This window comes from Tepidicella baoligensis, from assembly GCF_013432195.1.
Classification (GTDB): domain Bacteria; phylum Pseudomonadota; class Gammaproteobacteria; order Burkholderiales; family Burkholderiaceae_C; genus Tepidicella; species Tepidicella baoligensis.
In genome coordinates this window covers 101,330-125,536 of sequence record NZ_JACCDB010000005.1, presented here as the reverse complement: position 1 = coordinate 125,536, position 24,207 = coordinate 101,330, and the positions used below count along the sequence as shown (strand labels likewise).

The following is a 24,207-nucleotide window of genomic DNA, read 5'->3' as shown; positions in this document are numbered from 1 at the left end:
CTGCACAACCGGTGGACTATCCCCGTGCACAGGGCAGACCCGGGGTGTTGCACCATTCACTCCAACTGCCAGGAAACAAGGTGGTCCGTCCCAGGCCCGCCAGTTCCATGGCCAGCAGGTTGGGGACCGCCGTGACGCCGCTGCCACAGTGGTGTACCACGCCGCTGGGTTCACGGCCCGCGAGCAGGGTATCGAACTCGGCACGCAGTTGGGCGGCGGGTTTGAAACGCCCATCGGACAGGAAGTTGTCGCTGAACGGGCGGTTGAGTGCCCCGGGGATGTGACCCGCCACGGGGTCCAGTGGTTCGGTCTCGCCTCGGTAACGGGCAGGCGCACGCGCATCGATGATGGTTTGTTGGACTGCGCCAAGCTGGCATGCCAGGCCGCGGGCATCGATGGTGGGAGCGAGCGGGGTGCCCAGCGTGAAATCGCCGGGGGTGGGGGTGGCGGCTGGTTGACCGGTTTCGATGGCTCCGCCTGCCGCACGCCAGGCGGGCAGGCCGCCGTCCAGCACGGCCACGGGTTCGTGTCCGCACCATTTCAGCATCCACCACAGCCGACCGCAGTACTGCATGCCCTGCCGGTCATAGACCACGGCCTGCATGCCTGCACCGAACCCCTTGCTGCGCAGGCGATCGGCAAAGGCTTCGCGTGAGGGCAGCGGATGCCGTCCACCGGACGCAGCGTCGGCGCAGCCCGTGAGATCACTCAGGTCACGCTCCAGGTGCATGTGGACCGCGCCGGGGATGTGCGCCTCGGCGTACAGGGCGTCCCCGGCTTGCGGGTTCATCAGATCGGCGCTGCAGTCGAACACCATCAATGGCTGGCCGCTGGTTTGGAGCGCCATCAGCTGTTCAGCGGTGATGAGGGTGGTGTATGGTGTCATGCGTGTTCCTCCGCAGGCATTTTGGGGACGGCGCGTTCGCGCAGGAAGGTGGCGCCAATGCCACTGGCCACGATCACCGCCATGCCCAGCCAGCCAACGAGTGGGAGTTGGTCGCCGAAAACGAGGATGCTGTAGGCGCCGGCGAAAGCGATGCCAAAGTATTGCAGGTTGGCCACCAACAGGGTGGCCCCACTGGCGTAGGCGCGCGTCATGCACAGTTGCCCCAGGACGGCCAGCAGGCCGATGGGCAACAGCCACAGGGCGCTCGGCCAGCTCCAGGCGTTGAAACCGAACAGCGCCATGCCGGCCAGGCCGACCAGCGTGGCCCCGATGGAGAAATAAAACACCGTGCGGCTTTCCGGTTCCCCTGCACGGGCCAGTGCCGCCACTTGCAGATAGGCCAGCGCCGAGACCAGGCCCGACATCAGCCCTGACAGCCCGCCGAGCACCTGCTGCTCGTCGAAGGTGGGACGCAGCACCATGGCGACCCCGGCGAAGCCGGCCAGCACCGTGAGGAACAGCGGGCCCTGCTGGCGCACCGGAGCACTCGATTTTTGCAGCAGCAGTGCGCCGCCGAGCAGAAACGCCGCGATCCAGATGCTGCTCATGTAATTCAGCGTCATGGACGTGGCCAGCGGCAGCACCGAGATGGAATAGAACCAGGTGACCAGCGCCGTGACCCCGACCACACTGCGCCAGACATGCATCATGGGCACCTGGGTGCGCAGCGACACCCCGCGCGAGCGCGTGAGGAAGATCAGGAACACGACCCCGATCAGGCCGCGGTAGGCGACGATTTCGAAGCTGTTGAAGTGGTCGGAGGCGAACTTGATGCACACCCCCATCGTGGCGAAGAGAAACGAGCCCAATACCATCCAGAGGGCCTGGATGGTCTGGGCGCTGTGAGGGCGGGCGTGACCTGTGGCGATGGCTTATCCCCGCAGGTGTTCGCCCAAGCGGGCGCGGTACCACTCGTGAAAGTGCTGCATACCGTCTTCCATCGGGCTCTGGTAGGGGCCGACCTCGTTTGCACCGCGTTCAAGCAGGGCCTTGCGGCCGGCGTCCATGCGCTCGGCGATCTCATCGTCCTCGATGCAGGTTTCCATGTAGGCGGCGCGTTGCGCTTCCATGAATTCGGGTTCGAAGGCCACGATGTCTTCGGGGTAGTAGAACTCCACCATGTTCAAGGTCTTGTCCACACTGATGGGGTGCAGGGTGGATACGGTGAGCACATGCGGGTACCACTCCACCATGATGTGGGGGTAGTAAGTCAGCCACACGGCGCCCTGTTCGGGCAGTTCGCCGTTGCGGTACCGCATGAGCGCGTCGTGCCACTTCTGGTACACCGGGCTGCCGCTCTTGCCGAGCAGGTTCTGCACGCCCACGGTCTGTACCGAGTACTCGGGCTTGAACTCCCATTTCAGGTCGTCGCAGGTGACGAAGTTGCCCAGCCCGGGGTGGAAGGGCACGACGTGGTAGTCCTCCAGATAGACCTCGATGAAGGTCTTCCAGTTGTAGTTGCACTCGTGCAGTTCCACGTGGCCCAGCACCATGCCGTCGAAGTTGAGGGTGCTGCGCGGGCCCATGTGGGCCAGGTCGGCCTCGATGTCGCGGCCGTTGTCCTCGAACAGCAGGCCGTTCCATTCCCGCAGCGGGTAGCGCTGCAGGTTCAGGCAGGGGTCTTGAGCGAAATGGGGGGCACCGATCAGCTCGCCCAAGTTGCTCATGGCCGAGCCACCGCTGTAGGTCCAGCGGTGCAGCGGGCAGACGATGTTGCCGCCCGCGTGTCCGCTTTTGTTCTCACCCAGGTTGCCGCGGCCCTTGAGCATCACGGCCTGGCGATGACGGCAGACGTTGCTGACCAGTTCCACGCCTTGGGCGGTGCGCACCAGGGCCCGGCCTTCACCCTCCTGGGGCAAGGCAAAGTAGTCGCCCAGGTTGGGGACGGAGTTGGCATGCCCCACATAGCGGGGCCCGCGCTGAAAGATGGTCTCCAGTTCGCGCTGGAACAGCGCCTCGTCGAAATAGCTGGAAACGGGCAATTGGCTTGCGGCCTGCTGCAATTGAAGACTCAAATCAGACATGATGATCCTGACCTCAAGACTCCCCCTATGAAGGGGCAGGGAAGCGCTTTGATGAGACGAGTGAACGAATCAGCGCGGGAAGGGTGAAACAACTCCCATCGAGTTGAAAAAGGGACCGGGATTGTACCCCGGGGTTCCCGTCCGGGGTGAAAAATTGTGGTTCAGGCGATACGGTTGAACCACCACAGCGACAGACCGGCCGATATCAGGGCCAGCAGGGCGCCGACCAGGGCCAACAGGCCGGAAATTTCCGTCTCCTTTTTCTCCAGGGTCAGCCGTGAGCCGAGAGTCTGATAAACCTGACGCAGGTTCTCGGCCGTGCCCGCGTAAAAGTACTCGCCGTGGGTGCGCAAGGCCACTTCCTTGAGGGTTTCCTCGTCCAGCCGAACGCGCATCGACCAGCCTTCGAAGCCGATGGTTTCGCCTTCCACCGTGCCCACGCCCACAGTGTAGATTTTCACCCCGCGCTCGGCGGCCATCTGGGCGGCTTGCAGGGTGTCCACCCCGGTGGTGCGCTGGCCGTCGGTGAGCAGGATGATGGCGGCCGAGCTGTACGAGCCGGGTGGGACCGGCTGGCGAGGCGGGCGCTCGGCTTCCGATCGAGCGGCCGGTTGATCGAGGGATCGCCCCCGTTGTGGCATCTGACCGTAGAGGATGTCGGCGAGGTCGATGCCTTCGTCCGGGAAGATCTCGGCCAGCGAGACCACGATGGCGCTTCCAATGGCGGTGGCACGCTGGAGCTGGAAGCGGTCGATGGCGGCGACCAGGTCTTCGCGGTTCAGGGTCGGCTGTTGCACCACCTGGGCGGTGCCGGCGAAGGCCACGATGCCGACCTTGATGTGACGTGGCAATTCGGCCAGGAAGGCCTTGGCGGCGTTCTGCGCTGCGACCAAGCGGTTGGGCTCGACATCGGTGGCTCGCATGCTGCCGGACACGTCCATGGCCAGGATGATGGTTTGCTGGCTGTTGGGCAGCACGATCACGGCAAAGGGCCGGGCCGCGGCGAGGAGCATGGCCGTGAGCGCCAGCAGGAAAAGCACCGGCGGGACGTGGCGCCGCCAACCCCGACCACCCATGGCCTCCTTGACCAACGACAGGCTGGCGTAGCGCAACGCGGTCTGGCGCTTGCGCCGCAGCAGCAGCCCATACACCAGCACCAGGAGGGGCACGGCCAGCAGCAGCCAGAGCAACTGGGGCCATAAGAAGGTCAGCGGCAGGTTCATGCGGTCCTCACTCCGCAGGGGCGGCGCTTGCGCAGGGCAGACAGCCGCAGCAGGGCGGTGCCCAGGTCGTCGTCGGTCGAGAGTTCCAGCGTGTCCACGCCGGCGCGAACCAGGGCCTCGCGCAGCCGGGTTTCGCGCTCCGAGGCCAGACGCTGGAAGCGTTCGCGAAAACCCCGGTCATGGGTGTCCACCCAGAGGCGTTCGCCGGTTTCGGCGTCGTACAGGGGCAGCAGCCCCAGGTCGGGCAACTGCAGTTCCAGAGGGTCGAACAGGCGCACGGCCAGCACATCGTGTCGCATCGCCAACCGACCCAAGGGCTGTTCCCAGCCCGGGGCGCTGAGGAAGTCCGACACCACGAACACCGCGCTGCGCCGCCGCGCGAACTGACCGGCGGCGTGCAACCACTCGGCGAGTCGGGTGTCGCCCCGGGCGTCGGGCTGGGCATGCGCGCGCTGGGCTGCGACGAGGGCTTGCATCAGGCGCAACACCTGCTCGCGGCCGCCGCGTGTCGGCAGCATGCGTGCGGGGCCTGCGCCGTAGATGAGTGCCCCCACCCGGTTGCCGTGGCGCGTCAGCAGCCGGGCCAGCACGGCCACCCATTCCAGTTGCACTTGCTGCTTGCTTCGCTGTCCGGAGCCGAAGTGCAGCGAAGGGCTGGCGTCGATGACAAACCAGGCGGTGAGGTCGCGGTCTTCAAGGAACTGCCGCACGTGGGGGGACTGCAGGCGGGCCGTCACGTTCCAGTCGATGCGGCGCACGTCGTCATGGGGCTGGTATTCGCGCAGGTCGGCCAGGTCGAGCCCGCCGCCGCGCATCAGGGTACGGTGTTCGCCCTGGACCTGACCGTCCAGCCGGCGCAACACGGTCCACTCCAGGCGGTGGAGCAGGGCTTCGGCCTCGCGCGGAGGGTCATGCGTCGCCGTCTCTGGCGGTGCATGGGCTGCAGCCGTTTCGTTGGCCGCCTGTCGTCGCTTCCACCACCACATGGCCGGCTCCTCAGGCAACCTTGGCCATGGCCTCGTGGGCCAGCGGTTTGGGGGGCGCCGGAATGCGGCTCATGATGCGGTCGATCAGGGCATCGCTGCTCAGCCCCTCGGCCAGCCCCTCGTAGGAGAGGACCAGTCGGTGCCGCAGTACATCGGGCACGAGGTCGGCCATGTCTTCGGGCAGGGCGTAGGTGCGGCCACGCAGCAGGGCCAGCGCACGGGCCCCCTCGGTGAGCGAGATCGTCGCGCGCGGGCTGGCGCCGAAGGTGATGAAGCGCTGCAATTCACCCAGCCCATGATCCTGCGGTCGGCGGGTGGCCGATACCAGCTTGACCGCGTATTGCACCAGCGACGGGTCCACGTACACCTGGCGACATTGTTGTTGCAGGGCGGCGAGCTGTTCCGTGGTGGCCACGGCCGAGGCGTCGATGCGCGGGCCGATGACACGCTCGACGATGACGGCCTCCTCTTCGTCGCTGGGGTAGTCCACCAGCACCTTCATCATGAAACGGTCCACCTGGGCCTCGGGCAGCGGGTAGGTGCCCTCGGTCTCGATGGGGTTCTGCGTGGCCATGACCAGGAATGGCTCAGGCACCCGGTGGGTTTCGCCCGCGATGGTGACCTGCCGTTCCTGCATCACTTCCAGCAGGGCGCTCTGCACCTTGGCCGGGGCGCGGTTGATTTCGTCGGCCAGCAGCAGGTGGGTGAACACGGGGCCCAGCGTGGTGCTGAACTCTGAGGTCTTCTGGTTGTAGATGCGGGTGCCGATCAGGTCGGCCGGCACCAAGTCTGGGGTGAACTGGATGCGTTTGAAGCCTCCCTGGACGGCCTGGGCGAGCGTCTTGACGGTCAGCGTCTTGGCCAGGCCCGGCACGCCCTCGACCAACAGATGGCCCTGCGCCAGCATGGCCACCATCACCCGTTCCAGAAAGCGGTCCTGCCCGACGACGACGCGCTTGACCTCGTACAGGATGCGTTCCATCAGCTGGGCCTGGTCGGTGGGGGTGTTGCTCATGGGGCCTTTCGGGTCAGAACGGGGGCAGGCCGGCAGCCTGGGCGGCGTTTTCGATCGGCACGGCGAATCCGATGCCGACAAAGGTGCGCTGGCGATTCGGGTTGTAGATGGCGGTGACGATGCCCACCACCTCTCCGCTCATGGTGGCCAGGGGGCCGCCGGAGTTGCCCGGATTGGCGGCGGCATCGAACTGGATGAGGTTGTGCATGGTCACGCCGCCATCGGGCGAGGTAAAGGAGCGTTGCAGCCCCGACACCACTCCCGACGAGACCGAGGGCCCGATGCCGAACGGGTGGCCCACGGCCACCACCTGGTCGCCGGGGCGAAGGTCGGCGGTGGAGATCATGGTGGCGGGAATCAAATCGTCCGGCACCTCGTGGGCCTGGAGCACGGCCAAGTCGTTCTCGGCCTGCAGGCCGACCAGGCTGGCGGTCGAATCGGAGCCATCGAAAAAGTCCACCCGTATCGTGTCGGCGGTGGCCACCACGTGCAGATTGGTCAGGATCACGCCCCGGTCCACGATCACCACGCCAGTGCCGGTGCCATGCTCGACCAGCTCGCCGGAGTTGGGATGGCGTACCAGCGCCGTCACGCGCACCACCGATGGGATCACGGTCTCATAGGCGCGGGCGGCCGCCGAGGGCAGGGTATGGGTGTTGAGGGCGTGGAGCACGGCCTCGTCGATGGCGCGCTGCGTCAGCGGCGGGTGCGAGGGTGTTCGCCATCCTGTGGTCATCAGCAAAGCGGCCAGCAAGGCTGCCAGCGACCAAGGCAGAGCCCCCTGTCGCCACCGGGGCGACCAGCGTCCACCAAGCGCTTGCAAGCGGGACGACCATCCCGTGCCGACGGCTGCGCTGGGGGCGGTCCGTGGTGTTCGAGTGGGCCCGTTCGATTCCATCGAGCGGGCACTGCTGCTATAGATCGGGGGACGTTTCATCGCCGCAGGGCTCCGGTGTGGTGAGTCACATGTTGAACTCCCGAAACTGCAATCCATGAGGCATTGTCTCAGTTGTGCCCAAAAAATCCAGTGGAACCGCAAGTCCCCGGCCATTCGCCCGACAAGCGCGGTCTATGCCCACGGGGGCGGGGGTTCCGCCTAAAATGGAAGGTTACCCGCAGCCCATGTTGCCAAGCCGAATTGCTGACCACTGCCATGCCCAAACCCTCTGCCGCGCCCAAGGCCGCCGACCTGCCCGATACCTATGAAGCCGCCATGCAGGAGCTGGAGGCGCTCGTGTCCCGGTTGGAGGCGGGCCAACTGCCGTTGGAGGAGCTGCTCGTGCAGTATGAGCGCGGGGCCGCGCTGCTGAGCCTGTGCCGGGCCAAGCTGGACGCCGTCGAACAGCAAATTCAGGTGATGGACCATGGTGAACCCCGTCCCTGGACAGGAGCCGCCGGATGACGCATGAGCCGATAACGGCTTTCAAAGTCTGGGTGGCAGACGCTCTGTCCGCTGTCGAGTCTGCCCTGCAGGCGTGGTTGCCGCGCGATGCTCCGGCCGGCCTGGGAGACGCCATGCGCTATGCGGTGCTGGACGGCGGCAAGCGCCTGCGGCCCTTGCTGGCGCTGGGGGCTGCCGAGTCGGTGGGGGGTGGGCGGTCGGAGGCGGTGATGCGCGCGGCCTGTGCCGTCGAGCTGATCCATGCCTACTCCCTGGTGCATGACGATCTGCCCTGCATGGACAACGACGTGCTGCGGCGCGGCAAGCCCACGGTACACGTTCGGTACGGTCAGGCCCAGGCCCTGCTGGCAGGCGACGCCCTCCAAGCCCTGGCCTTCGAATGGCTGTTGGCCATCCCTGACGAGGCCCTGGCTGCACGCCTTGCGCGGCGGCTGGCTCAGGCAGCCGGGCACGCCGGCATGGCAGGCGGGCAGGCGATCGACCTGGCCGAAGTGGGGCAGGTGCTCACCCAGGCCCGTCTGGAAGAAATGCACCGCCGCAAGACGGGGGCGCTGCTGCTCGCCAGTGTGCAGATGGGGGCGCAGGCGGCCGGTGCCGACGAGCGCGCGCTGGCCGCGCTGACGGCCTATGGTGAGGCGCTGGGGCTGGCTTTCCAGGTCGTGGACGACGTGCTCGACGTGGTGGCGGATACCGCCACCCTGGGCAAGACCGCGGGCAAGGACGCTGCCGCTGACAAGCCCACCTTCGTTTCGTTGTTGGGGCTCGATGGCGCGCGTCGCTATGCCGACGCCTTGCTCAGCCGGGCACATCAGGCGCTGGGCACCGGCGCTCTGGCGCGGACCGATCGTTTGCAACATCTGGCGGACTGGGTGGTCCGCCGCACGCACTGACCGCCAGCAAGTGACCACACACAGGGAAGACGGCTCATGAACGGTTTGCTCGACACCATCCAATCTCCGGCCGACCTGCGGCGCCTGCCACGACAGCAACTGCGCCCGCTGGCCGACGAACTGCGCGAATTCCTGCTGCACAGCGTTGCCAAGACCGGCGGCCATCTCAGCTCCAACCTCGGCACCGTGGAGCTGACGGTGGCGTTGCACTATGTCTTCAACACCCCCCACGACCGCATCGTCTGGGACGTTGGCCACCAGACCTATCCGCACAAGATCCTGACCGGGCGGCGTGAGCGCATGAGTACCCTGCGCCAACTGGGTGGCATCAGCGGTTTTCCGGTGCGTACCGAAAGCGAGTACGACGCTTTCGGCACCGCGCACTCGTCCACCAGCATCTCGGCAGCGCTGGGCATGGCCGTGGCCGCCAAGCTCAAAGGGGAAGACCGGCACGCCATCGCCGTCATCGGCGACGGAGCCATGACCGCCGGCATGGCCTTCGAGGCACTGAACAACGCGGGGGTGGCCGATACCAAGCTGCTGGTCATCCTGAACGACAACGACATGTCGATCAGCCCCCCCGTGGGGGCGCTGAATCGCTACCTGGCGCAGTTGATGAGTGGTCGCTTCTACGCGGCAGCCAAGCAGATGGGCAAGCAGGTGCTGAGCGTGGCGCCGCCGCTGTTCGAACTGGCCAAGCGGCTGGAGGAGCAAGCCAAGGGCATGGTCGTGCCGGCCACGCTGTTCGAGAAATTTGGTTTCAATTACATCGGTCCCATCGACGGACACGATCTCGACTCGCTCATCCCGACATTGCAGAACATCCGCGAGCTCGACGGGCCGCAGTTCCTGCACGTGGTCACCCGCAAAGGGCAGGGCTACAAGCTGGCCGAGGCCGACCCCATCGCCTACCACGGCCCCGGCAAGTTCGATCCCAAGGTCGGTCTGCAACAGCCGGCGCAGGCTCCGAAGCCCACCTTCAGCCAGGTATTCGGCCAGTGGTTATGCGATATGGCCGAGCACGATCCGCGCCTCATCGGCATCACCCCCGCCATGCGCGAAGGCTCGGGCATGGTGGAGTTTCACCGCCGGTTCCCGGCGCGTTATCACGATGTGGGTATTGCCGAGCAGCATGCGGTCACTTTCGCCGCCGGTCTGGCCTGTGAGGGCCTCAAGCCGGTGGTGGCCATCTACTCGACCTTTTTGCAACGCGCTTATGACCAGATGATTCACGATGTGGCGTTGCAAAACCTGCCCGTGGTGTTTGCGCTCGACCGAGCGGGCATCGTCGGTGCCGATGGACCGACCCATGCGGGAGCCTACGACATCCCGTTTGTGCGTTGCATACCGAACATGGCCATGGCCTGTCCGGCGGACGAGGCCGAGTGCTACCGCCTGCTGTCCACCGCGTTTGCCCAGAACCATCCGGTGGCGGTTCGCTATCCGAGGGGCTCGGGTATCGGCGCCCCCTTGCCTCAAGATCTGGAGGGGCTGCCCTATGGCAAAGGCGAGGTGCGCCGCCAGGGCCGCCGCATCGCGATTCTCGCCTTCGGCACCTTGCTCTACCCGGCGCTGGAAGCCGCCGAAGGCCTGGATGCGACCGTGGCCAACATGCGTTGGGCCAAGCCGCTGGACGAAGATCTGGTGATGGAACTCGCCGCCAGCCACGACGCGCTCGTGACGCTGGAGGAGGGCGCCGTCTCCGCAGGGGCGGGGGCCGCGGTATTGGAGTGCCTGCAGTCGCGTGGATGCGAAAAGCGCGTGCTCATGCTCGGATTGCCCGACCGGTTCATCGAGCACGGCGATCCGGCCAAGCTGCTGTCCATGCTGGGGCTGGATGCCGCCGGCATCGCGGCGGCGATCCGTGATCGCTTCCACATTCAGGAGGCTCCTTCGCCAACGTTGAAAGTTGTGAATGCGGCTGAGTAAGCCTTTGATATTTTTTCAAACCCGGAAACGAAGAAACTAGGGTTTGTACGACCGCGGCGCTACGATCTGGGCGCCTACAATGCGCGGCACCCGGTCAGACATGACTGTCGAGCCGGCCCGTCATAATCTCATCCGTTCGGAGTTCATATATGGATCGTCGATCACTCATCAAGAATGCCGGTATTGCTGGTGTGTTGGCTGCGAGTGCAGCCCCGGCCATCGTCGGCGCTCAGCCAGCGGTTCGTTGGCGTGTGGCATCAAGTTTCCCGCGCTCCCTGGACACCATTTATGGCGGCGCTGAGGTGTTCGCGAAAATGGTTTCCGATGCCACCGGTGGTCGTTTCCAAATTTCGGTTCACCCTGGTGGTGAATTGATGCCTCCGTTCGGCGTGGTGGATGGTGTCCAAGCTGGCACGGTGGAGGCTGCACACACGTGCCCTTACTATTTCTTTGGCAAGGACGATACCTTTGCCATCGGTACCGCGATTCCTTTCGGCCTGAACAGCCGGCAGTTGACTGCTTGGTACTATGACGGCAACGGTCTCAAGCTGTTCCGCGAGTTCTACGATGCATACAACATCGTCAACTTCCCATGCGGTAACTCTGGCGCCCAAATGGGCGGTTGGTTCCGCAAGGAAATCAAGTCGCCTGCCGATCTCCAGGGCCTGAAGTTCCGTGTGGGGGGCTTTGCTGGGAAGGTGTTGAGCAAGCTTGGGGCCGTGCCTCAACTGATCCCGGGTGGTGAAATCTATCAAGCTCTCGAGCGTGGCACCATCGATGCCGTTGAATGGGTGGGCCCGTACGACGACGAGAAGCTCGGCTTCCAGCGCGTGGCGCCGTTCTACTACTACCCTGGTTGGTGGGAAGGCGGCGCGCAGATCGACCTTTACGTCAACAAAGCGGCCTACAACGCGCTTACGCCCGAGTACAAGGCCATCGTTGCCGCCGCCGCCTCACATGCGCACGTCAACATGCAAGCCATGTACGATGTGCGCAACCCTCAGGCCCTCAAGCGCCTGGTGGCTGGCGGTACCAAACTGGAGGCGTTCCCGCGCTCCGTCATGGATGCCGCTTTCCGTGCTTCCATGGAGCTGTACACCGAACTCAACGACACCAACCCGCGCTGGAAGAAGATCTACGAAGACTACGCGGCCTACCGGCGCGACGCCAACCTGTGGTTCCGCTTCACCGAAGCTCGCTTCGACAGCTACATGCAGGCCGCTCGCCTGTAAGCTTGCTCGCCATCGGTCACAAAAGAACGCCCCGCTGCCGTGCGGGGCGTTTTGTTGTTTCCGCTGTGGCAAACGAACTCTTTGCTTTCGAACGTGTCATGGATCGATCGGGTCTGTGAAGGTATGTACCTATGAAATTCCTCCTGCTTTTTTCGCGTGCGGTTGACACCCTCAACGGCGCGGTCGGCAAGTTGATGATGTGGTTTATCCTGGCGGCCACGCTGATCAGCGCGGGCAATGCCATCAGTCGCTACGCCTTCAGCGTCAGCTCCAACGCCTACCTCGAAATCCAGTGGTACCTCTTCGGTGCCGTGTTTCTGCTGGGTGGAGGCTACGCCTTTCTGCGCAATGCCCACGTCCGCATCGACGTCGTGGCCAGCCGGCTTTCGGCCCGTACGCGCAACTGGATCGACGTGATCGGCATCGTCGTTTTCCTGCTTCCCCTGTGCTACATGATCGCCAAGATGGGCTGGCCCGTGTTCGAGCGGGCCTGGCACAGTGGCGAGGCCTCCTCCAACGCCGGAGGCCTGATTCGCTGGCCGGCTTATCTGCTGATCCCCGTCGGCTTTGCACTGCTGGGCCTGCAGGGGTTGTCCGAACTGATCAAGCGCTTGCATTTCCTGTACGGGGGTGGGCCAGACCCGCTCGACCACACCGGGCCCAGCGAAACGGAGATACTGGCCAAGGAGATCGCCGAAACGGAAAAAGCCGCGAAGGCCGCCTCTAGCGGGGGACAGGCATCATGATCGAATGGCTCACCCACAATTTTGTGCCCCTGATGTTTGTGGGGCTTTTTCTGTTCCTCATCACGGGGTTCCCGGTGGCGTTCTCGCTCGCGGCCACGGGGCTTTTTTTCGGGCTCATCGGCATGGAGCTGGGCCTGTTTCCGGCCAGCTTGTTCAACGCCTTGCCGCTGCGGGTCTTCGGCATCATGCAGAACGAGACGCTGCTGGCCATCCCGTTCTTCACGATCATGGGCATCGTGCTGGAGCGCAGCCGCATGGCCGAAGACCTGCTGGAAACCATCGGTCAGGTGTTTGGGCCGGTGCGTGGCGGTTTGGGTGTGGCCGTGGTTTTGGTCGGAGCGTTGCTGGCCGCCACCACCGGCGTGGTGTCGGCTGCCGTGATCTCCATGGGTCTGATCTCCCTGCCGATCATGCTGCGCTATGGGTACAACCGTTCGATCGCCACCGGCACGATCACCGCGTCCGGCACCCTGGCGCAGGCGTTGCCACCCTCCCTGGTGCTGATCGTTTTGGCTGACCAGTTGGGCCGTTCCGTGGGCGACATGTACGCTGGGGCGCTGATTCCCGGCCTGATGCTGGTGGCCCTATACCTGCTGTTCATTTTCGGCGTCGCCATCATCAAGCCCCATTGGGTGCCCGCGTTGCCGCCCGAGGCCCGCATTTACAACGAGCCCAACGGGGCCAGTGGTCACAAGTCGCTGATCGTCCTGATGGGTTTGTCTGCGGTGGTCGGGTATCTCTGGTCGCTGGTGCACAACGACCTCATGAAGCAGTGGCTGGGGCGTACCCTGGACGCGCCTCGTGACGAGACGTTCATCCTCTCGCTGATGGTGGCCGCGCTCTTTGCTCTGGTCCTGTCGCTGGCCAACAAGCTGCTCCGGCTGAACCTGCTTTCCCGCCTGGCGCAACAGGTCACGTTCGTGCTGATCCCGCCGCTGTTGCTGATCTTTCTGGTGCTGGGCACGATTTTTCTTGGCATCGCCACGCCCACCGAGGGCGGTGCGATGGGGGCAGTCGGCGCGCTGGTCATGGCCTTCGTGCGTCGCCGTTTGACCCTGCAAGTGCTCAAGCAGGCGCTGGAAAACAGCACCAAGCTCTCGATCTTCGTGATGTTCATTCTGATCGGCTCGACGGTGTTCAGCTTCACCTTCAATGCCGCCGACGGCCACATCTGGGTGGAGCACCTGTTCGACCAGTTGCCCGGAGGTCAGATCGGCTTCCTGATCTTCGTGAACCTGTTGGTGTTCGCGCTCGGCTTCTTCATCGACTTCTTCGAGATCGCGTTCATCGTGGTGCCGCTGCTGGCCCCTGTGGCCGAGAAGCTCGACATCAACCTGATCTGGTTCGGCATCATCATCGCCATGAACCTGCAGACGTCGTTCCTCACGCCGCCGTTCGGCTTTGCGCTGTTCTATCTGCGCAGCGTGGCGGCCCGCAACGACTATGTCGATCAGGTCACGAAGCAGCCCATCAAGCGCGTGACTACCGAGCAGATTTACAAGGGGTCGATCGCTTTCATCATCCTCCAAGTGATGATGGTGGCGTTGCTGATTTGGCAGCCTACCTTGGTCACGGGGCAACTGGAGCCGCCGGTTGAGGTCGATGTGGATGCGGTGCGTGAGCAACTGCTCAACATGCCGGGTCTGGATTCCGGTTGGGGTGAGTCCAGCGATCCCTGGGGCGATCCGCCAGAGGAGCAGGAGTGAGGATGCGGGTGGAATGCCGTATCCTCGACCAGCGTCTGCGTGACGCCATGCCGGCTTATGCCACGGCCGGCAGTGCGGGCCTGGACCTGCGGGCCTGCCTGGACGAACCGTTGACGTTGGCGCCCAACGCCTGGCAGCTGGTGCCGACGGGCATGGCCATCCATCTGGCCGATCCGGGCTATGCGGCGCTGATCCTGCCGCGCTCGGGCCTGGGGCACAAGCATGGCATCGTCTTGGGCAACCTGGTGGGCCTGATCGACAGCGACTACCAGGGTCAGCTCATGGTGAGCGCCTGGAACCGCAGTGGCGTGGCCTTCACCATCGAACCCATGGAGCGGATCGCGCAACTCGTGATCGTTCCGGTGGTGCGGGCACAGTTCCAGCTGGTGGACGAGTTTGCCGCCTGCACCGAGCGCGGTGCCGGTGGTTACGGTTCCACCGGACGCGGCTGACCGCTCCCGCGCCAGCCGTTCTGCTCATGTGGCGAGCCGGAAAAAGCCGGTGCCCAGTGTTCCTTGTCCCACCTCGTCCACCGTGGCTTCGCGCACACGGTGGATTTTCAGGTGTAGCCGCAGCGCCATGCCAGCCAGGGGATGGTTGGCATCGAGCACGACATGCTCGGGATAGATCTCGCTGACAAAGAAGATCTTGTCTGATGGGGCCTGTGGGCTGCAACCCTCCGGGAGTCCTTCGAAGGCCATGCCTTCTTCCAGGTCTTGAGGAAAGGCCGAACGGGGCTCCAGAAACAGCAGCTGATCGTCGTAGTCGCCGAAGGCGTGTTCGGGTTCGAGATGGAGCTCCATCTCGTCACCAGCGACATGGCCCTGCAGGGCCTCATCGATCTTGTCGAGCAGGTCGTGTCCACCCACCAGAAATTCGACCGGCTCGTCGAGCTGGTCCAGGATGTCGCCGAGGGTGTCCTTGAGTGTCCATGTGAGGGCAACCACGCATTGGGGGGTGACACGCATCGGCTCGGAAGTCGGGGTGCATGTCTTGGTCACAGACGAAGAGGTTTCCATTGTTGTGCTTTCCTGGGGCGAAACCGGTCGCCCGATGGCTGGCGGATGGCCAAGGCCGTGGCGGCTTTTGCACGACAATTGTCCCATGACTTCTTCCTTGCCTGGGGTCGTCTTGGCTCCACCCATCGATGAACCCTCCACGTTACTGGGAGGCCTCACGCCCCGTCAGTTCATGCGCCGTCACTGGCAACGCAAGCCGTTGCTGATACGCCAGGCCATACCGGGTTTTCAGCCGTTGCTCAGCCGAGCCGAATTGTTTGCGCTGGCCGCTCGTGAGGAAGTGGAGTCCAGGCTCATCGTTCATGAGCCGGAGGGTGGATGGCGTTTGCGCCACGGGCCCTTCGGTCGCACTGCCTTGCCCGCATTGAAGCGTCCGGGTTGGACCCTGCTGGTGCAAGGGGTGGACTTGCATGTGGACGCCATACACCGATTGATGCAGCGCTTTCGCTTCGTGCCCGATGCACGGCTCGACGATCTCATGATCTCCTGGGCGAGTGAAGGTGGCGGGGTGGGGCCGCATGTGGACAGTTATGACGTTTTTCTGCTGCAGGCACATGGGCGGCGGCGCTGGCGCATTGGACGCCAGAAAGACTTGCGGCTTCAGGAGGGCGTGCCGCTGAAAATCCTGCAACGGTTCGAGCCTCAAGAGGAGTGGGTGCTGGACCCCGGAGACATGCTGTACCTGCCGCCTTTGTGGTGCCATGACGGCATTGCCGAAGCGGGCGAGTGCATGACCTACTCGATCGGCTTTCGCGTGCCACAGCGCGGAGGCCTGGCGGCCGAGCTGGTGCAGCGGCTCGCCGACGAGCATGAGGATGAGACTCTCTACCGCGACCCGTCGCAAGCGGCCACCGATACCCCCGCACGCCTACCGGAAGCGATGGTCGAATTCGCCCATACCAGTCTGGCGCGTCTCGTGGCCGACGAGGAGGGGGTGCGAATTGCCTTAGGGGAAATCATGACGGAGCCCAAGCCCCGCGTCTGGTTCGAGGCGCCCGCGCAGCCGTGGCAGCCTGCCGCGGTGGTGCTGGACCGCCGTACCCGCATGCTCTACGATGACCGCCATGTGTTCATCAACGGGGAGGCGCTGCACGCCGGTGGTCGCGACGCTCGCTTGATGCGGCAATTGGCCGACCAGCGCTACCTGCCAGCACAGGCCGTGCGATGCGCCAGTGCCGATGCTCAGGCCGTGCTTGCTCAGTGGCATGAGGCGGGCTGGCTGCATCTGAAAGGAGATACTCTTGAATGAGGACCATCCCTTGCCCCAAGGCCGTTTCACTGGGCCGGCTGATTTTCAGCGCCTCGTGCGGCAGGCTTTCGAACTGGCGCCGATGCGGGGTTGGCCCGAGATGCGGCTGGCCGACCCCGACTTCCTCCACTGGCCTCTGGGCGAGCGGGAGGTGATAGACAGCCTGACCCGATGGATGCAGTTCGGCGGGACCCTGCACATGATGGCGGCCGATTTCAAGGGACTGGCGGCGTACGCGCCGCGTTTCGTGCCCCGGCGCCAGGTTTTCGATCACCGATTCGAGGCACGAACTTGGCCGCCCACAGGGCTGGGTGAGGCGGCGCTGCTGCTTTGGACGCCGGAGTGGGTGCTCGTAGGGTTGGATGCAGCCTCTTGCACCGTGGTGGCCACGGCGGACCCTGCGCGCCGTGCGCAGTTGCGTCAGGCCTGGGATTCCGTTTGGCAGGCTGCCACCGTGGCCTTTCCCGCAACGGTTCTCGGGTTGTGAGTGTTGCGTTTTGACAACGAATGAGGGGGTGTACAAAAATTTTTTCTTGGGGTTAACCCGGAATTTCGAGATAGATTATCATTGTTGCTGTGTTGGTGCAGACGCGGTCATGCCGGATGCATCGATGCCGCGTGTTTCCGACCGATTGAGAAGGCGGAAACAGCGAGGAATGACGTCCCTAAACCCTACCTTAACCCAATTCACCCATATGAACAAGTCCGTTGTGCTGGCCGCGTTGTTGGCCGCTGTTGCTCTGGCTGCCTGTGGCAAAAAAGAAGAAGCCCCTGCGCCCGCCCCCGCTCCCGTAGTCGAGCAGGCTGCTCCTGCTGCTGAGCCAGCCCAGGAAGCGGCTGCCGAAGAAAAAGCCGAAGGCGAGGCCGCTGCTGAAGGCCAAGCCCAGGAAGAGCAGAAGACCGAAGAGAAAGCCCAGTAAGCTTCTCGTCAGTTGTATGTGTGCGCCTATCCTGGTCGGATAGGCGTTTTCGTTTCAGCGGGGCCTTGCATTCAGGTGTGCCCGGCAACGCGGTCAGCAGCCGTGGCTTTCGCCCATGAGCCTTTGGCCGTTGGGTGGCTGCGCTGCTGACTGAGCGTCTGGGCGGGCACGGGTAGGCCCATGCAAGTCAAGTCGGCTTGCAACGCCACTTGGCCGCGCAGGCCAGCGCCGGGCTGCGTTGACCTGCTCCCGACCGGGAAGGGTCCATGAGTGAACGGCGTGTCATGGTGGCCGAACTCAAACCAGTTTCTTGACCAGCACTTTGCTGCGGCGGTCCCAGTTGTATTTGCGCTTGCGGGCCTCCGGCAGCCAGTCTGCATCAACCGGCACGAAGCCTCGTTTGATGAACCAGTGCATGGTGCGGGTGGTGAGCACGAAGATGCTCTCCAGCCCCATGTAGCGGGCACGTTGCTCGATGCGTTTCAGGATTTTTTCACCGTCGCCTTGGCCCTGGGCCTGAGGCGAGACCGTGAGGGCGGCCATCTCGGCCGTCTTGGCCTCAGGGTAGGGGTAGAGCGCCGCACAGGCAAAGATGACGCCGTCGTGTTCGATGATGGTGTAGTTGGCGATGTCGCGCTCGATTTCGGTGCGGCTGCGTTTGACCAGCGTGCCGTCCTTCTCGAACGGTTCGATCAGCTGCAGGATGCCGCCGACGTCGTCCGGGGTGGCTTCGCGCAGGCTCTCGAGTTTTTCGTCCACCACCATGGTGCCGATGCCATCGTGCACATACACCTCTAGCAGCAGCGAGCCGTCCACAGCGAACGGAATGATGTGGCTGCGCTCGACGCCCCCTTTGCAGGCTTTGACACAGTGTTGCAGGTAAAAGCCCACGTCGGTGGGTTGGTGGCTGGGCGGGTTGCCGGCCAGAATGCGTTCGGCTTCGGCCAGGGGCAGCTCGGTGTCGATGGGGTTGTCGTCTCCGGCGGGCTCGCCAGGCCGTACCCGGATGCCGGGAATTTCGGTGAGGAACAGCAGTTTGTCCGCCTGCAAGGCAATGGCGACGCTGGTGGCGACCTCCTCCATGGTGAGATTGAAAGCCTCACCGGTCGGGGAGAAACCAAACGGTGAGAGCAGGACCATGGCGCCCATGTCGAGCGTGCGCATGAGGCCGGCCACATCGACCTTGCGCACCAGGCCCGAGTGCTGGAAGTCGATCCCGTCGACGATACCGACCGGCCGCGCGGTCAGGAAGTTGCCCGAAATGACACGCACCGTGGCCCCGGCCATGGGGGTGTTGGGCAGGCCCTGGCTGAAGGCGGCTTCGATCTCGTAGCGGAGTTGCCCGGCAGCTTCCTGCGCACAATCCAGCGCCACGCTGTCGGTGATGCGGATGCCGTTGTGGTAGCGTGCTTCGTGCCCCTTGGCGCGCAGCTGATCGTTCACCTGGGGGCGAAAGCCGTGCACCAGCACAATGCGCACGCCCATGCTCTGAATGAGTGCAAGGTCTTGCGCCAGGTTGGGCAGTTTGCCGGCCGCAATGGCCTCGCCCGGCAGGCCCACGACGAAGGTCTGGTTGCGGAATTTGTGGATGTACGGAGCCACAGACCGGAACCAGGGAACGAAGGTGAAGTTGAAAACCGTGGACATGGGGCGTGAACGTGAAGGTTGGCCATCGGGTGACCAGACCCCAAGGATAATCGGAAGTTTGCCCCCCGCTGTGTTTTCGCCTGTTCATGGCCGCACCTTTGAAGATCGAATTCCCCGAATCCCTGCCCGTTAGCGGCAAGCGCCACGAGATCGAGGCCGCCTTGCGCGAGCATCAGGTCATCATCGTCTGCGGTGAAACCGGCTCCGGCAAAACCACCCAGTTGCCCAAGATTGCGCTGGCCATGGGCCGGGGGCGTCTGAACGCCCAGCCGGGGGAGCGTGGCCGGCTCATTGGGCATACCCAGCCGCGCCGCATCGCCGCCAGTTCCGTGGCCAGCCGCATTGCCGAGGAACTGCACACCCCGCTGGGCGAGGTGGTGGGCTACAAGGTGCGCTTTCACGACCGGCTGAGCCAGAGCGCCTCGATCAAGCTGATGACCGACGGCATTCTCCTGGCCGAGACGCAAACCGACCCGCTGCTGCAGGCCTACGACACGCTGATCATCGACGAGGCGCACGAGCGCAGCCTCAACATCGACTTTCTGCTGGGCTACATCAAGCAAATCCTGCCGCGGCGGCCGGACTTGAAGGTCATCGTCACCTCGGCCACCATCGACGCCGATCGCTTCGCGCAGCACTTTGCTTCACGCCAGGGAGCAGCCCCGGTGGTGATGGTCTCGGGCCGTACCTACCCGGTGGAGGTGCGCTATCGGCCGTTCGAGGAAAGCCGCGAATACGATCTGAACGACGCCATCGCCGACGCCGTGGATGAGTTGTGGCGGGGTGGGGCACACAGTGGTGATATTTTGGTGTTCCTTCCCGGCGAGCGTGAAATCCGCGAGGCGGCCGATCGCCTGCGCAAGCACTTGAGCCATCAGCCCGTGTTGCGTAACACCGAGGTGCTGCCGCTGTTTGCGCGTTTGAGCCAGGCCGAGCAGGACCGCATCTTCCACCCCGGGGGCGAGAGGCGCATCGTGCTGGCCACCAACGTGGCCGAGACGTCGCTCACGGTGCCTGGTATTCGTTACGTGATTGACGCCGGCACGGCGCGCGTCAAGCGCTACAGCCTGCGCAGCAAGGTGGAACAGTTGCTGGTGGAGCCCATCAGCCAGGCGGCGGCCAACCAGCGTGCCGGCCGTTGCGGTCGCGTGGCCGACGGTATCTGCATCCGCCTGTATGACGAGGCCGACTTCCATGCGCGCCCTCGTTTCACCGACCCCGAAATCCTGCGCTCATCGCTCGCGGCGGTGATTCTGCGCATGAAGGCGCTGCGCCTGGGAGCGGTGGAAGACTTTCCTTTCCTGCAAGCCCCGAGCCGCCGCGCCATCACCGACGGCTACCAGTTGCTGCAGGAACTGGGCGCCATGGACGAGGCCAACGAGCTCACGAAGCTCGGCGCCGAGCTGGCCAAACTGCCGCTTGACCCCCGTGTGGGCCGCATGATTCTGGAGGCGCGCGAGCGCCAGGCGCTGCACGAGGTGCTTATCATCGCCAGCGCCCTGAGCGTGCAGGACGTGCGCGAGCGCCCCCTGGAGGCCCAAGCCCAGGCCGACCAGGCGCACGCCAAGTTCGACGACGAGAAAAGCGAGTTCACCAGCACGCTCAAGCTGTGGAAGTGGCTGGACGAGGCCCGTGGCGGCAAGGCACCCAAAAGCCACACCGCCCAAGCCGCTGTGCACGCCGCAGATGCCACGCCGACGCACAAACTGTCCAACCGCCAGTACGAGGCTTTGCTGCGGCAGCACTTCATCAGCGCGCGCCGGGTGCGTGAATGGCGCGATATTCACAGCCAGTTGCACACCGTGGTGGCCGAACACGGCTGGAAGCTCAACACCACACCAGCCAGTTATGAGCAGTTGCACCTCTGCATGCTGGCGGGGCTGCTGGGCAATATCGGCTGCAAGCACGACACCGAAGACGTGTATCTGGGTGCGCGCGGTATCAAATTCCACCGTCACCCGGGTGCGCACCTCAGCAAGCGTCCGGGGCGCTGGATCGTGTGTGCAGAGCTGGTGGAAACCACACGCTTGTTCGGGCGTGGCATCGCTGCCATCGAGCCGCAGTGGCTGGAGCAGGTGGGTGCACACCTGTTGAAAAAACAGCTGCTGGACCCGCACTGGGAGAAAAAGGCGGCCGAAGTCGTGGCCTACGAGCGAGCCACCCTGTATGGGCTCGTGGTGTATAGCCAACGCCGGGTGCACTACGGCCGGGTGGACCCGAGCGGTGCGCGCGAGATCTTCATTCGAGAGGCCTTGGTGGGGGCCTTGTATGAAGACACTTGGCCTGCGGAATGGCTGCGGCGGTTGCCGTTCCTGGCGGCGAATCGCAAGCTCATCGAGAAGGTGCAGGAGCTGGAGCACAAGTCGCGCCGGCAAGACGTGTTGGTGGACGACGAACTGATCTTCGCTTTTTACGACGCCCAACTGCCCGAGACGGTCAGCAGCGGGCGTGAGCTGGAGCGCTGGTGGCGAGAGGCGTCCCGGTCGCAGCCCAAGTTGCTGCACCTCACCCGAGAGGAGCTGATGCGCCACGAGGCGGCGGGGGTGACGAGTCATGCCTTCCCCAAAACCGTGAAGCTGGGTGGCGTGGATTGCAGCGCCACCTACCTGCATGAACCTGGCGACCCGAAAGACGGCCTGACCGTGACCTTACCGCTGTTCGTGCTCAACCAGGTGAGCGACGAACGTTGCGAATGGCTGGTGCCGGGCATGCTGAAGGACAAAATCCTCGCCTTGCTCAAGAGCCTGCCCCAGAAGCCCCGTGCCCGACTCGTACCGCTGCCTGAAAGTGCCGAGCAACTCGCCGCCAAGCTGGGCGCACCGGACCGTTACGCCCAGGGCAGCCTGATCGATGCCCTGCTGCTGGAAGTGCGGCAAATCACCGGGTTGGACGTGAAGCGCACCGACTTCAAGCTCGACATGCTGCAGCCCCACCACTTCATGAACCTGCGGGTGGTGGACGAGCATGGCCGGCAATTGGGGCAAAGCCGGCAGCTGTCGGCGCTGAAAGCCGAGTGGGGGGCCAAGGCGCGTGGGGCGTTCCAGGCCCTCGCGCAGCTCAAACTGGCCGACCAGGTGGGCCCAAGTGATGGCGTGCAGGTGCCCGCCGCGAAAGCGGCTGCATCGGCCCAGGCGGCCGCCGTGGATAACGTGGCCCGTGTTGCCAAGGCGCCAGCGGGCGCCACTCAGGTGTCCAACTCGGTCCCCGCCGATGGGGCCCAGCTCCACACCACCTGGGCCTTCGGCGACTGGCCGGAGATCATGGAAATCCGCAAGGGCGGGCAGACGCTGCTGGGCTTCCCTGCGCTCATCGACGCAGGCGATGCCGTCACGGTCGAGGTGTTCGATGAGCCCGAGGCGGCGGCCCGCAAGCACCATGCCGGGCTGCGCCGCCTGTTCGCCCTGCAGATGCGCGACGCGCTCAAGTACCTGGAAAAAAACATTCCAGACCTGCAGAAAATGGCCGTGGCCTACATGGCCCTGGGCACGCAGGAGGAATTGCGTGACCAGATCATTGCCGTGGCCATGGACCGGGCGTTCATGCAGGAGCCGTTGCCCGCGAACGAGGCCGATTTCAAGCGCCGGCTGGAAGAAGGCCGCGGCCGGCTGACCCTGATCTGCCACGAGGTGGCTCGCCTCTGCGGCGCCGTGCTGGCGGAGTACGCCGTTGCCCAGCGCAAGCTCAAGGACACCAAGGGCGCGACCGAGGCCGTGGCCGACGCGACCCAGCAGTTGCAGCGGCTGGTGGGCAAGCGGTTTCTGTTGGAAACACCCTGGTCGGCGTTGCAGCATGTGCCGCGCTATCTCAAAGCCATCGTCATGCGGCTCGACAAGCTGCGGGCCGATCCGGCACGCGATGCCGCCCGTATGGCCGATGTGAAGCTGCAGGAGCAGCGCTATTGGCGCCTCGTGGCCGAGCGCAAGGGTGTGACCGATGAACGTATGAACGAGTTGCGCTGGCTGTTGGAGGAGCTGCGCGTGAGCCTCTTCGCCCAGGAGCTGCGCACGCCGCAGCCCGTGAGCGTGAAACGGCTGGACAAGGTGTGGGCCCAACTGGCTCAGTGAGGCCTGTTGCCCGATCTAGAGTCTTGCCAGCCGGGCCAATGCCGCCCTCAGCGTCTCGTCCCGCTTGGCGTAGCAGAAGCGGATCACCTGTTGCTCGAAGCCGTTGCCGTAGAAGGCCGACAGCGGGATGGCGGCCACGCCCACCTCGCGCGTGAGCCACTGGCAGAAATCGCCTTCGGGAAGGTCTTTTTCCGGCACGGCCAGCCCCGAGATGTCCACACACTGGAAGTAGGTGCCTTCGCTGGGCAGCAGGCGGAAGCGGGTCTGCGCCAGGCCCTGGCGGAACAGGTCGCGCTTGGCCGCGTAGAAGGTTGGCAGTTCCAGGTAGGGGGTCGGGTCTGCCATGTAGGCGGCGAGCCCGTGCTGCATGGGTGTGTTCACGGTGAACACGTTGAACTGATGCACCTTGCGGAATTCGGCCATCAGTGGGGCCGGCGCCACCACATAACCCACTTTCCAGCCGGTCACGTGGTAGGTCTTGCCGAAGCTGCTGACGATGAAGGCCCGTGCGGCCAGGCCGGGATAGCGGGCCGCGCTTTCGTGCGGCTGGCCGTCGTAGACCATGTGTTCGTACACCTCGTCGCTGATCAGCAGCACGTCGGTGGGTGCCAGCAGTTCCTGCAGGCGCAGCATGTCCTCGCGCGTCCACACGCGGCCGCTCGGGTTGTGCGGGCTGTTGATGATGAGGGCGCGGGTGCGCGGGGTGAGCGCCGCGGCGATGCGGTCGAAGTCCGGCCGGAAGGTACCGGGGGTGAGCGGCACCCGTACCACCACGCCGCCGGCCAGCTCGATGTTGGGCACGTAGCTGTCGTAGCAGGGCTCCAGCACGATCACCTCGTCGCCGGGGTGGACGACGGCCAGCACGGCCGTGAGGATGGCTTGCGTGGCGCCGGCCGTGACGGTCACTTCGGCCTGGGCGTCGCAGGTGTGGCCATACAGCGCTTGCACCTTGGCCGCAATCGCTTGGCGCAGCGCTGGGACGCCAGTCATGGGGGGGTACTGGTTGTGGCCGGCCCGCATGGCGGCATACACGGCGTCGATCAGTTGGGGGTCGCAGTCGAAGTCCGGAAAGCCCTGCCCGAGGTTGACCGCGCCGGTTTCGGCGGCCAGGGCCGACATGACCGTGAAGATGGTGGTGCCCACCTGGGGCAGGCGGCTGTGTACAACCGGTGTATGGGGTTCAATGGCAGGCGTGGCGGCGTTCATGGT

21 protein-coding genes are annotated in these 24,207 nt (G+C 64.7%); 11 read left to right on the top strand and 10 right to left on the bottom strand.

Annotation, left to right across the window (positions count from 1 at the left end; all coding sequences use genetic code 11):
• Positions 1–16: 16 nt before the first annotated feature.
• The 7 genes from HZS63_RS07720 to HZS63_RS07690 form a co-directional block, all read right to left on the bottom strand.
• The gene (locus tag HZS63_RS07720; RefSeq protein ID WP_180683469.1) at positions 17–886 is read right to left on the bottom strand and encodes a sulfurtransferase; all 870 of its coding nucleotides are present in this window, start codon (positions 884–886) and stop codon (positions 17–19) included.
• Entirely contained in the window at positions 883–1,776 is an 894-nt protein-coding gene (locus HZS63_RS07715) for an EamA family transporter (RefSeq protein WP_180683519.1), read from the bottom strand. Before HZS63_RS07715 ends, HZS63_RS07720 begins: the two co-directional genes overlap by 4 nt.
• A 42-nt stretch (positions 1,777–1,818) precedes the next feature.
• Positions 1,819–2,970, bottom strand: a complete 1,152-nt coding sequence (locus tag HZS63_RS07710) for an aromatic ring-hydroxylating oxygenase subunit alpha (RefSeq protein ID WP_180683468.1) — start codon at positions 2,968–2,970, stop codon at positions 1,819–1,821.
• A 161-nt stretch (positions 2,971–3,131) separates the two neighbouring features.
• The gene (locus HZS63_RS07705) at positions 3,132–4,181 is read right to left on the bottom strand and encodes a VWA domain-containing protein (RefSeq protein ID WP_180683518.1); all 1,050 of its coding nucleotides are present in this window, start codon (positions 4,179–4,181) and stop codon (positions 3,132–3,134) included.
• Between the two features lie 8 nt (positions 4,182–4,189).
• A complete protein-coding gene (locus HZS63_RS07700; protein ID WP_180683467.1) occupies positions 4,190–5,179 on the bottom strand; it encodes a DUF58 domain-containing protein in 990 nt (329 codons plus the stop codon).
• Between the two features lie 10 nt (positions 5,180–5,189).
• Positions 5,190–6,194 (bottom strand): AAA family ATPase, encoded by a 1,005-nt coding sequence (locus HZS63_RS07695; RefSeq protein ID WP_180683466.1) that lies wholly within the window; start codon positions 6,192–6,194, stop codon positions 5,190–5,192.
• A gap of 13 nt (positions 6,195–6,207) precedes the next feature.
• A complete protein-coding gene (locus HZS63_RS07690) occupies positions 6,208–6,930 on the bottom strand; it encodes a S1C family serine protease (RefSeq protein WP_343039968.1) in 723 nt (240 codons plus the stop codon).
• Between the two features lie 417 nt (positions 6,931–7,347).
• Here HZS63_RS07690 and xseB point away from each other — a divergent pair, with 417 nt between their 5' ends.
• From xseB to dut, 7 genes are all read left to right on the top strand, one after another.
• Positions 7,348–7,596 (top strand): exodeoxyribonuclease VII small subunit, encoded by a 249-nt coding sequence (gene xseB / locus HZS63_RS07685; protein WP_180683464.1) that lies wholly within the window; start codon positions 7,348–7,350, stop codon positions 7,594–7,596.
• A complete protein-coding gene (locus HZS63_RS07680) occupies positions 7,593–8,486 on the top strand; it encodes a polyprenyl synthetase family protein (RefSeq protein ID WP_180683463.1) in 894 nt (297 codons plus the stop codon). Before xseB ends, HZS63_RS07680 begins: the two co-directional genes overlap by 4 nt.
• A 36-nt stretch (positions 8,487–8,522) precedes the next feature.
• A complete protein-coding gene (gene dxs, locus HZS63_RS07675; protein WP_180683462.1) occupies positions 8,523–10,415 on the top strand; it encodes a 1-deoxy-D-xylulose-5-phosphate synthase in 1,893 nt (630 codons plus the stop codon).
• A 149-nt stretch (positions 10,416–10,564) separates the two neighbouring features.
• A complete protein-coding gene (locus HZS63_RS07670) occupies positions 10,565–11,647 on the top strand; it encodes a TRAP transporter substrate-binding protein (RefSeq protein ID WP_180683461.1) in 1,083 nt (360 codons plus the stop codon).
• A 131-nt stretch (positions 11,648–11,778) separates the two neighbouring features.
• Positions 11,779–12,393 carry a TRAP transporter small permease subunit gene (locus tag HZS63_RS07665; RefSeq protein WP_180683460.1) on the top strand — a complete coding sequence of 205 codons (615 nt, stop codon included), beginning with the start codon at positions 11,779–11,781 and terminating at the stop codon, positions 12,391–12,393.
• Entirely contained in the window at positions 12,390–14,099 is a 1,710-nt protein-coding gene (locus tag HZS63_RS07660) for a TRAP transporter large permease (protein ID WP_180683459.1), read from the top strand. The genes HZS63_RS07665 and HZS63_RS07660 overlap by 4 nt, the downstream gene beginning before the upstream one ends.
• Positions 14,100–14,101: 2 nt before the next feature.
• Positions 14,102–14,551: a dUTP diphosphatase gene (gene dut, locus HZS63_RS07655; protein WP_180683458.1), complete on the top strand. Its 450-nt coding sequence runs from the start codon at positions 14,102–14,104 to the stop codon at positions 14,549–14,551.
• 24 nt (positions 14,552–14,575) lie between these two features.
• On the opposite strand, the gene HZS63_RS07650 is transcribed toward dut, so the two are convergent.
• The gene (locus tag HZS63_RS07650; protein WP_180683517.1) at positions 14,576–15,067 is read right to left on the bottom strand and encodes an FKBP-type peptidyl-prolyl cis-trans isomerase; all 492 of its coding nucleotides are present in this window, start codon (positions 15,065–15,067) and stop codon (positions 14,576–14,578) included.
• Positions 15,068–15,203: 136 nt separating this feature from the next.
• Between HZS63_RS07650 and HZS63_RS07645 the strand changes: the two genes are divergently transcribed.
• From HZS63_RS07645 to HZS63_RS07635, 3 genes are all read left to right on the top strand, one after another.
• Complete coding sequence (locus HZS63_RS07645; protein WP_180683457.1) at positions 15,204–16,367, top strand: cupin domain-containing protein; 1,164 nt, start codon at positions 15,204–15,206, stop codon at positions 16,365–16,367.
• Positions 16,360–16,854 carry a hypothetical protein gene (locus HZS63_RS07640; RefSeq protein ID WP_180683456.1) on the top strand — a complete coding sequence of 165 codons (495 nt, stop codon included), beginning with the start codon at positions 16,360–16,362 and terminating at the stop codon, positions 16,852–16,854. The genes HZS63_RS07645 and HZS63_RS07640 overlap by 8 nt, the downstream gene beginning before the upstream one ends.
• Before the next feature lie 208 nt (positions 16,855–17,062).
• Positions 17,063–17,287 carry a hypothetical protein gene (locus HZS63_RS07635; RefSeq protein WP_180683455.1) on the top strand — a complete coding sequence of 75 codons (225 nt, stop codon included), beginning with the start codon at positions 17,063–17,065 and terminating at the stop codon, positions 17,285–17,287.
• 297 nt (positions 17,288–17,584) lie between these two features.
• On the opposite strand, the gene argA is transcribed toward HZS63_RS07635, so the two are convergent.
• Positions 17,585–18,934 carry an amino-acid N-acetyltransferase gene (argA, locus tag HZS63_RS07630; RefSeq protein WP_180683454.1) on the bottom strand — a complete coding sequence of 450 codons (1,350 nt, stop codon included), beginning with the start codon at positions 18,932–18,934 and terminating at the stop codon, positions 17,585–17,587.
• Between the two features lie 86 nt (positions 18,935–19,020).
• Here argA and hrpA point away from each other — a divergent pair, with 86 nt between their 5' ends.
• Entirely contained in the window at positions 19,021–22,998 is a 3,978-nt protein-coding gene (gene hrpA, locus HZS63_RS07625; protein ID WP_180683453.1) for an ATP-dependent RNA helicase HrpA, read from the top strand.
• Between the two features lie 15 nt (positions 22,999–23,013).
• Here hrpA and HZS63_RS07620 read toward each other — a convergent pair whose 3' ends face one another.
• Complete coding sequence (locus tag HZS63_RS07620) at positions 23,014–24,204, bottom strand: pyridoxal phosphate-dependent aminotransferase (RefSeq protein ID WP_180683452.1); 1,191 nt, start codon at positions 24,202–24,204, stop codon at positions 23,014–23,016.
• Positions 24,205–24,207: the final 3 nt, after the last annotated feature.

Coding starts and splice junctions, on each gene's coding strand:
- HZS63_RS07720 (WP_180683469.1), bottom strand. CDS start 886: ATGACACCATACACCACCCTCATCACCGCTGAACAGCTGATGGCGCTC.
- HZS63_RS07710 (WP_180683468.1), bottom strand. CDS start 2,970: ATGTCTGATTTGAGTCTTCAATTGCAGCAGGCCGCAAGCCAATTGCCC.
- HZS63_RS07700 (WP_180683467.1), bottom strand. CDS start 5,179: ATGTGGTGGTGGAAGCGACGACAGGCGGCCAACGAAACGGCTGCAGCC.
- HZS63_RS07695 (WP_180683466.1), bottom strand. CDS start 6,194: ATGAGCAACACCCCCACCGACCAGGCCCAGCTGATGGAACGCATCCTG.
- HZS63_RS07690 (WP_343039968.1), bottom strand. CDS start 6,930: ATGACCACAGGATGGCGAACACCCTCGCACCCGCCGCTGACGCAGCGC.
- xseB (WP_180683464.1), top strand. CDS start 7,348: ATGCCCAAACCCTCTGCCGCGCCCAAGGCCGCCGACCTGCCCGATACC.
- HZS63_RS07680 (WP_180683463.1), top strand. CDS start 7,593: ATGACGCATGAGCCGATAACGGCTTTCAAAGTCTGGGTGGCAGACGCT.
- dxs (WP_180683462.1), top strand. CDS start 8,523: ATGAACGGTTTGCTCGACACCATCCAATCTCCGGCCGACCTGCGGCGC.
- HZS63_RS07670 (WP_180683461.1), top strand. CDS start 10,565: ATGGATCGTCGATCACTCATCAAGAATGCCGGTATTGCTGGTGTGTTG.
- HZS63_RS07665 (WP_180683460.1), top strand. CDS start 11,779: ATGAAATTCCTCCTGCTTTTTTCGCGTGCGGTTGACACCCTCAACGGC.
- HZS63_RS07660 (WP_180683459.1), top strand. CDS start 12,390: ATGATCGAATGGCTCACCCACAATTTTGTGCCCCTGATGTTTGTGGGG.
- dut (WP_180683458.1), top strand. CDS start 14,102: ATGCGGGTGGAATGCCGTATCCTCGACCAGCGTCTGCGTGACGCCATG.
- HZS63_RS07650 (WP_180683517.1), bottom strand. CDS start 15,067: ATGCGTGTCACCCCCCAATGCGTGGTTGCCCTCACATGGACACTCAAG.
- HZS63_RS07645 (WP_180683457.1), top strand. CDS start 15,204: ATGACTTCTTCCTTGCCTGGGGTCGTCTTGGCTCCACCCATCGATGAA.
- HZS63_RS07635 (WP_180683455.1), top strand. CDS start 17,063: ATGAACAAGTCCGTTGTGCTGGCCGCGTTGTTGGCCGCTGTTGCTCTG.
- argA (WP_180683454.1), bottom strand. CDS start 18,934: ATGTCCACGGTTTTCAACTTCACCTTCGTTCCCTGGTTCCGGTCTGTG.
- hrpA (WP_180683453.1), top strand. CDS start 19,021: ATGGCCGCACCTTTGAAGATCGAATTCCCCGAATCCCTGCCCGTTAGC.
- HZS63_RS07620 (WP_180683452.1), bottom strand. CDS start 24,204: ATGAACGCCGCCACGCCTGCCATTGAACCCCATACACCGGTTGTACAC.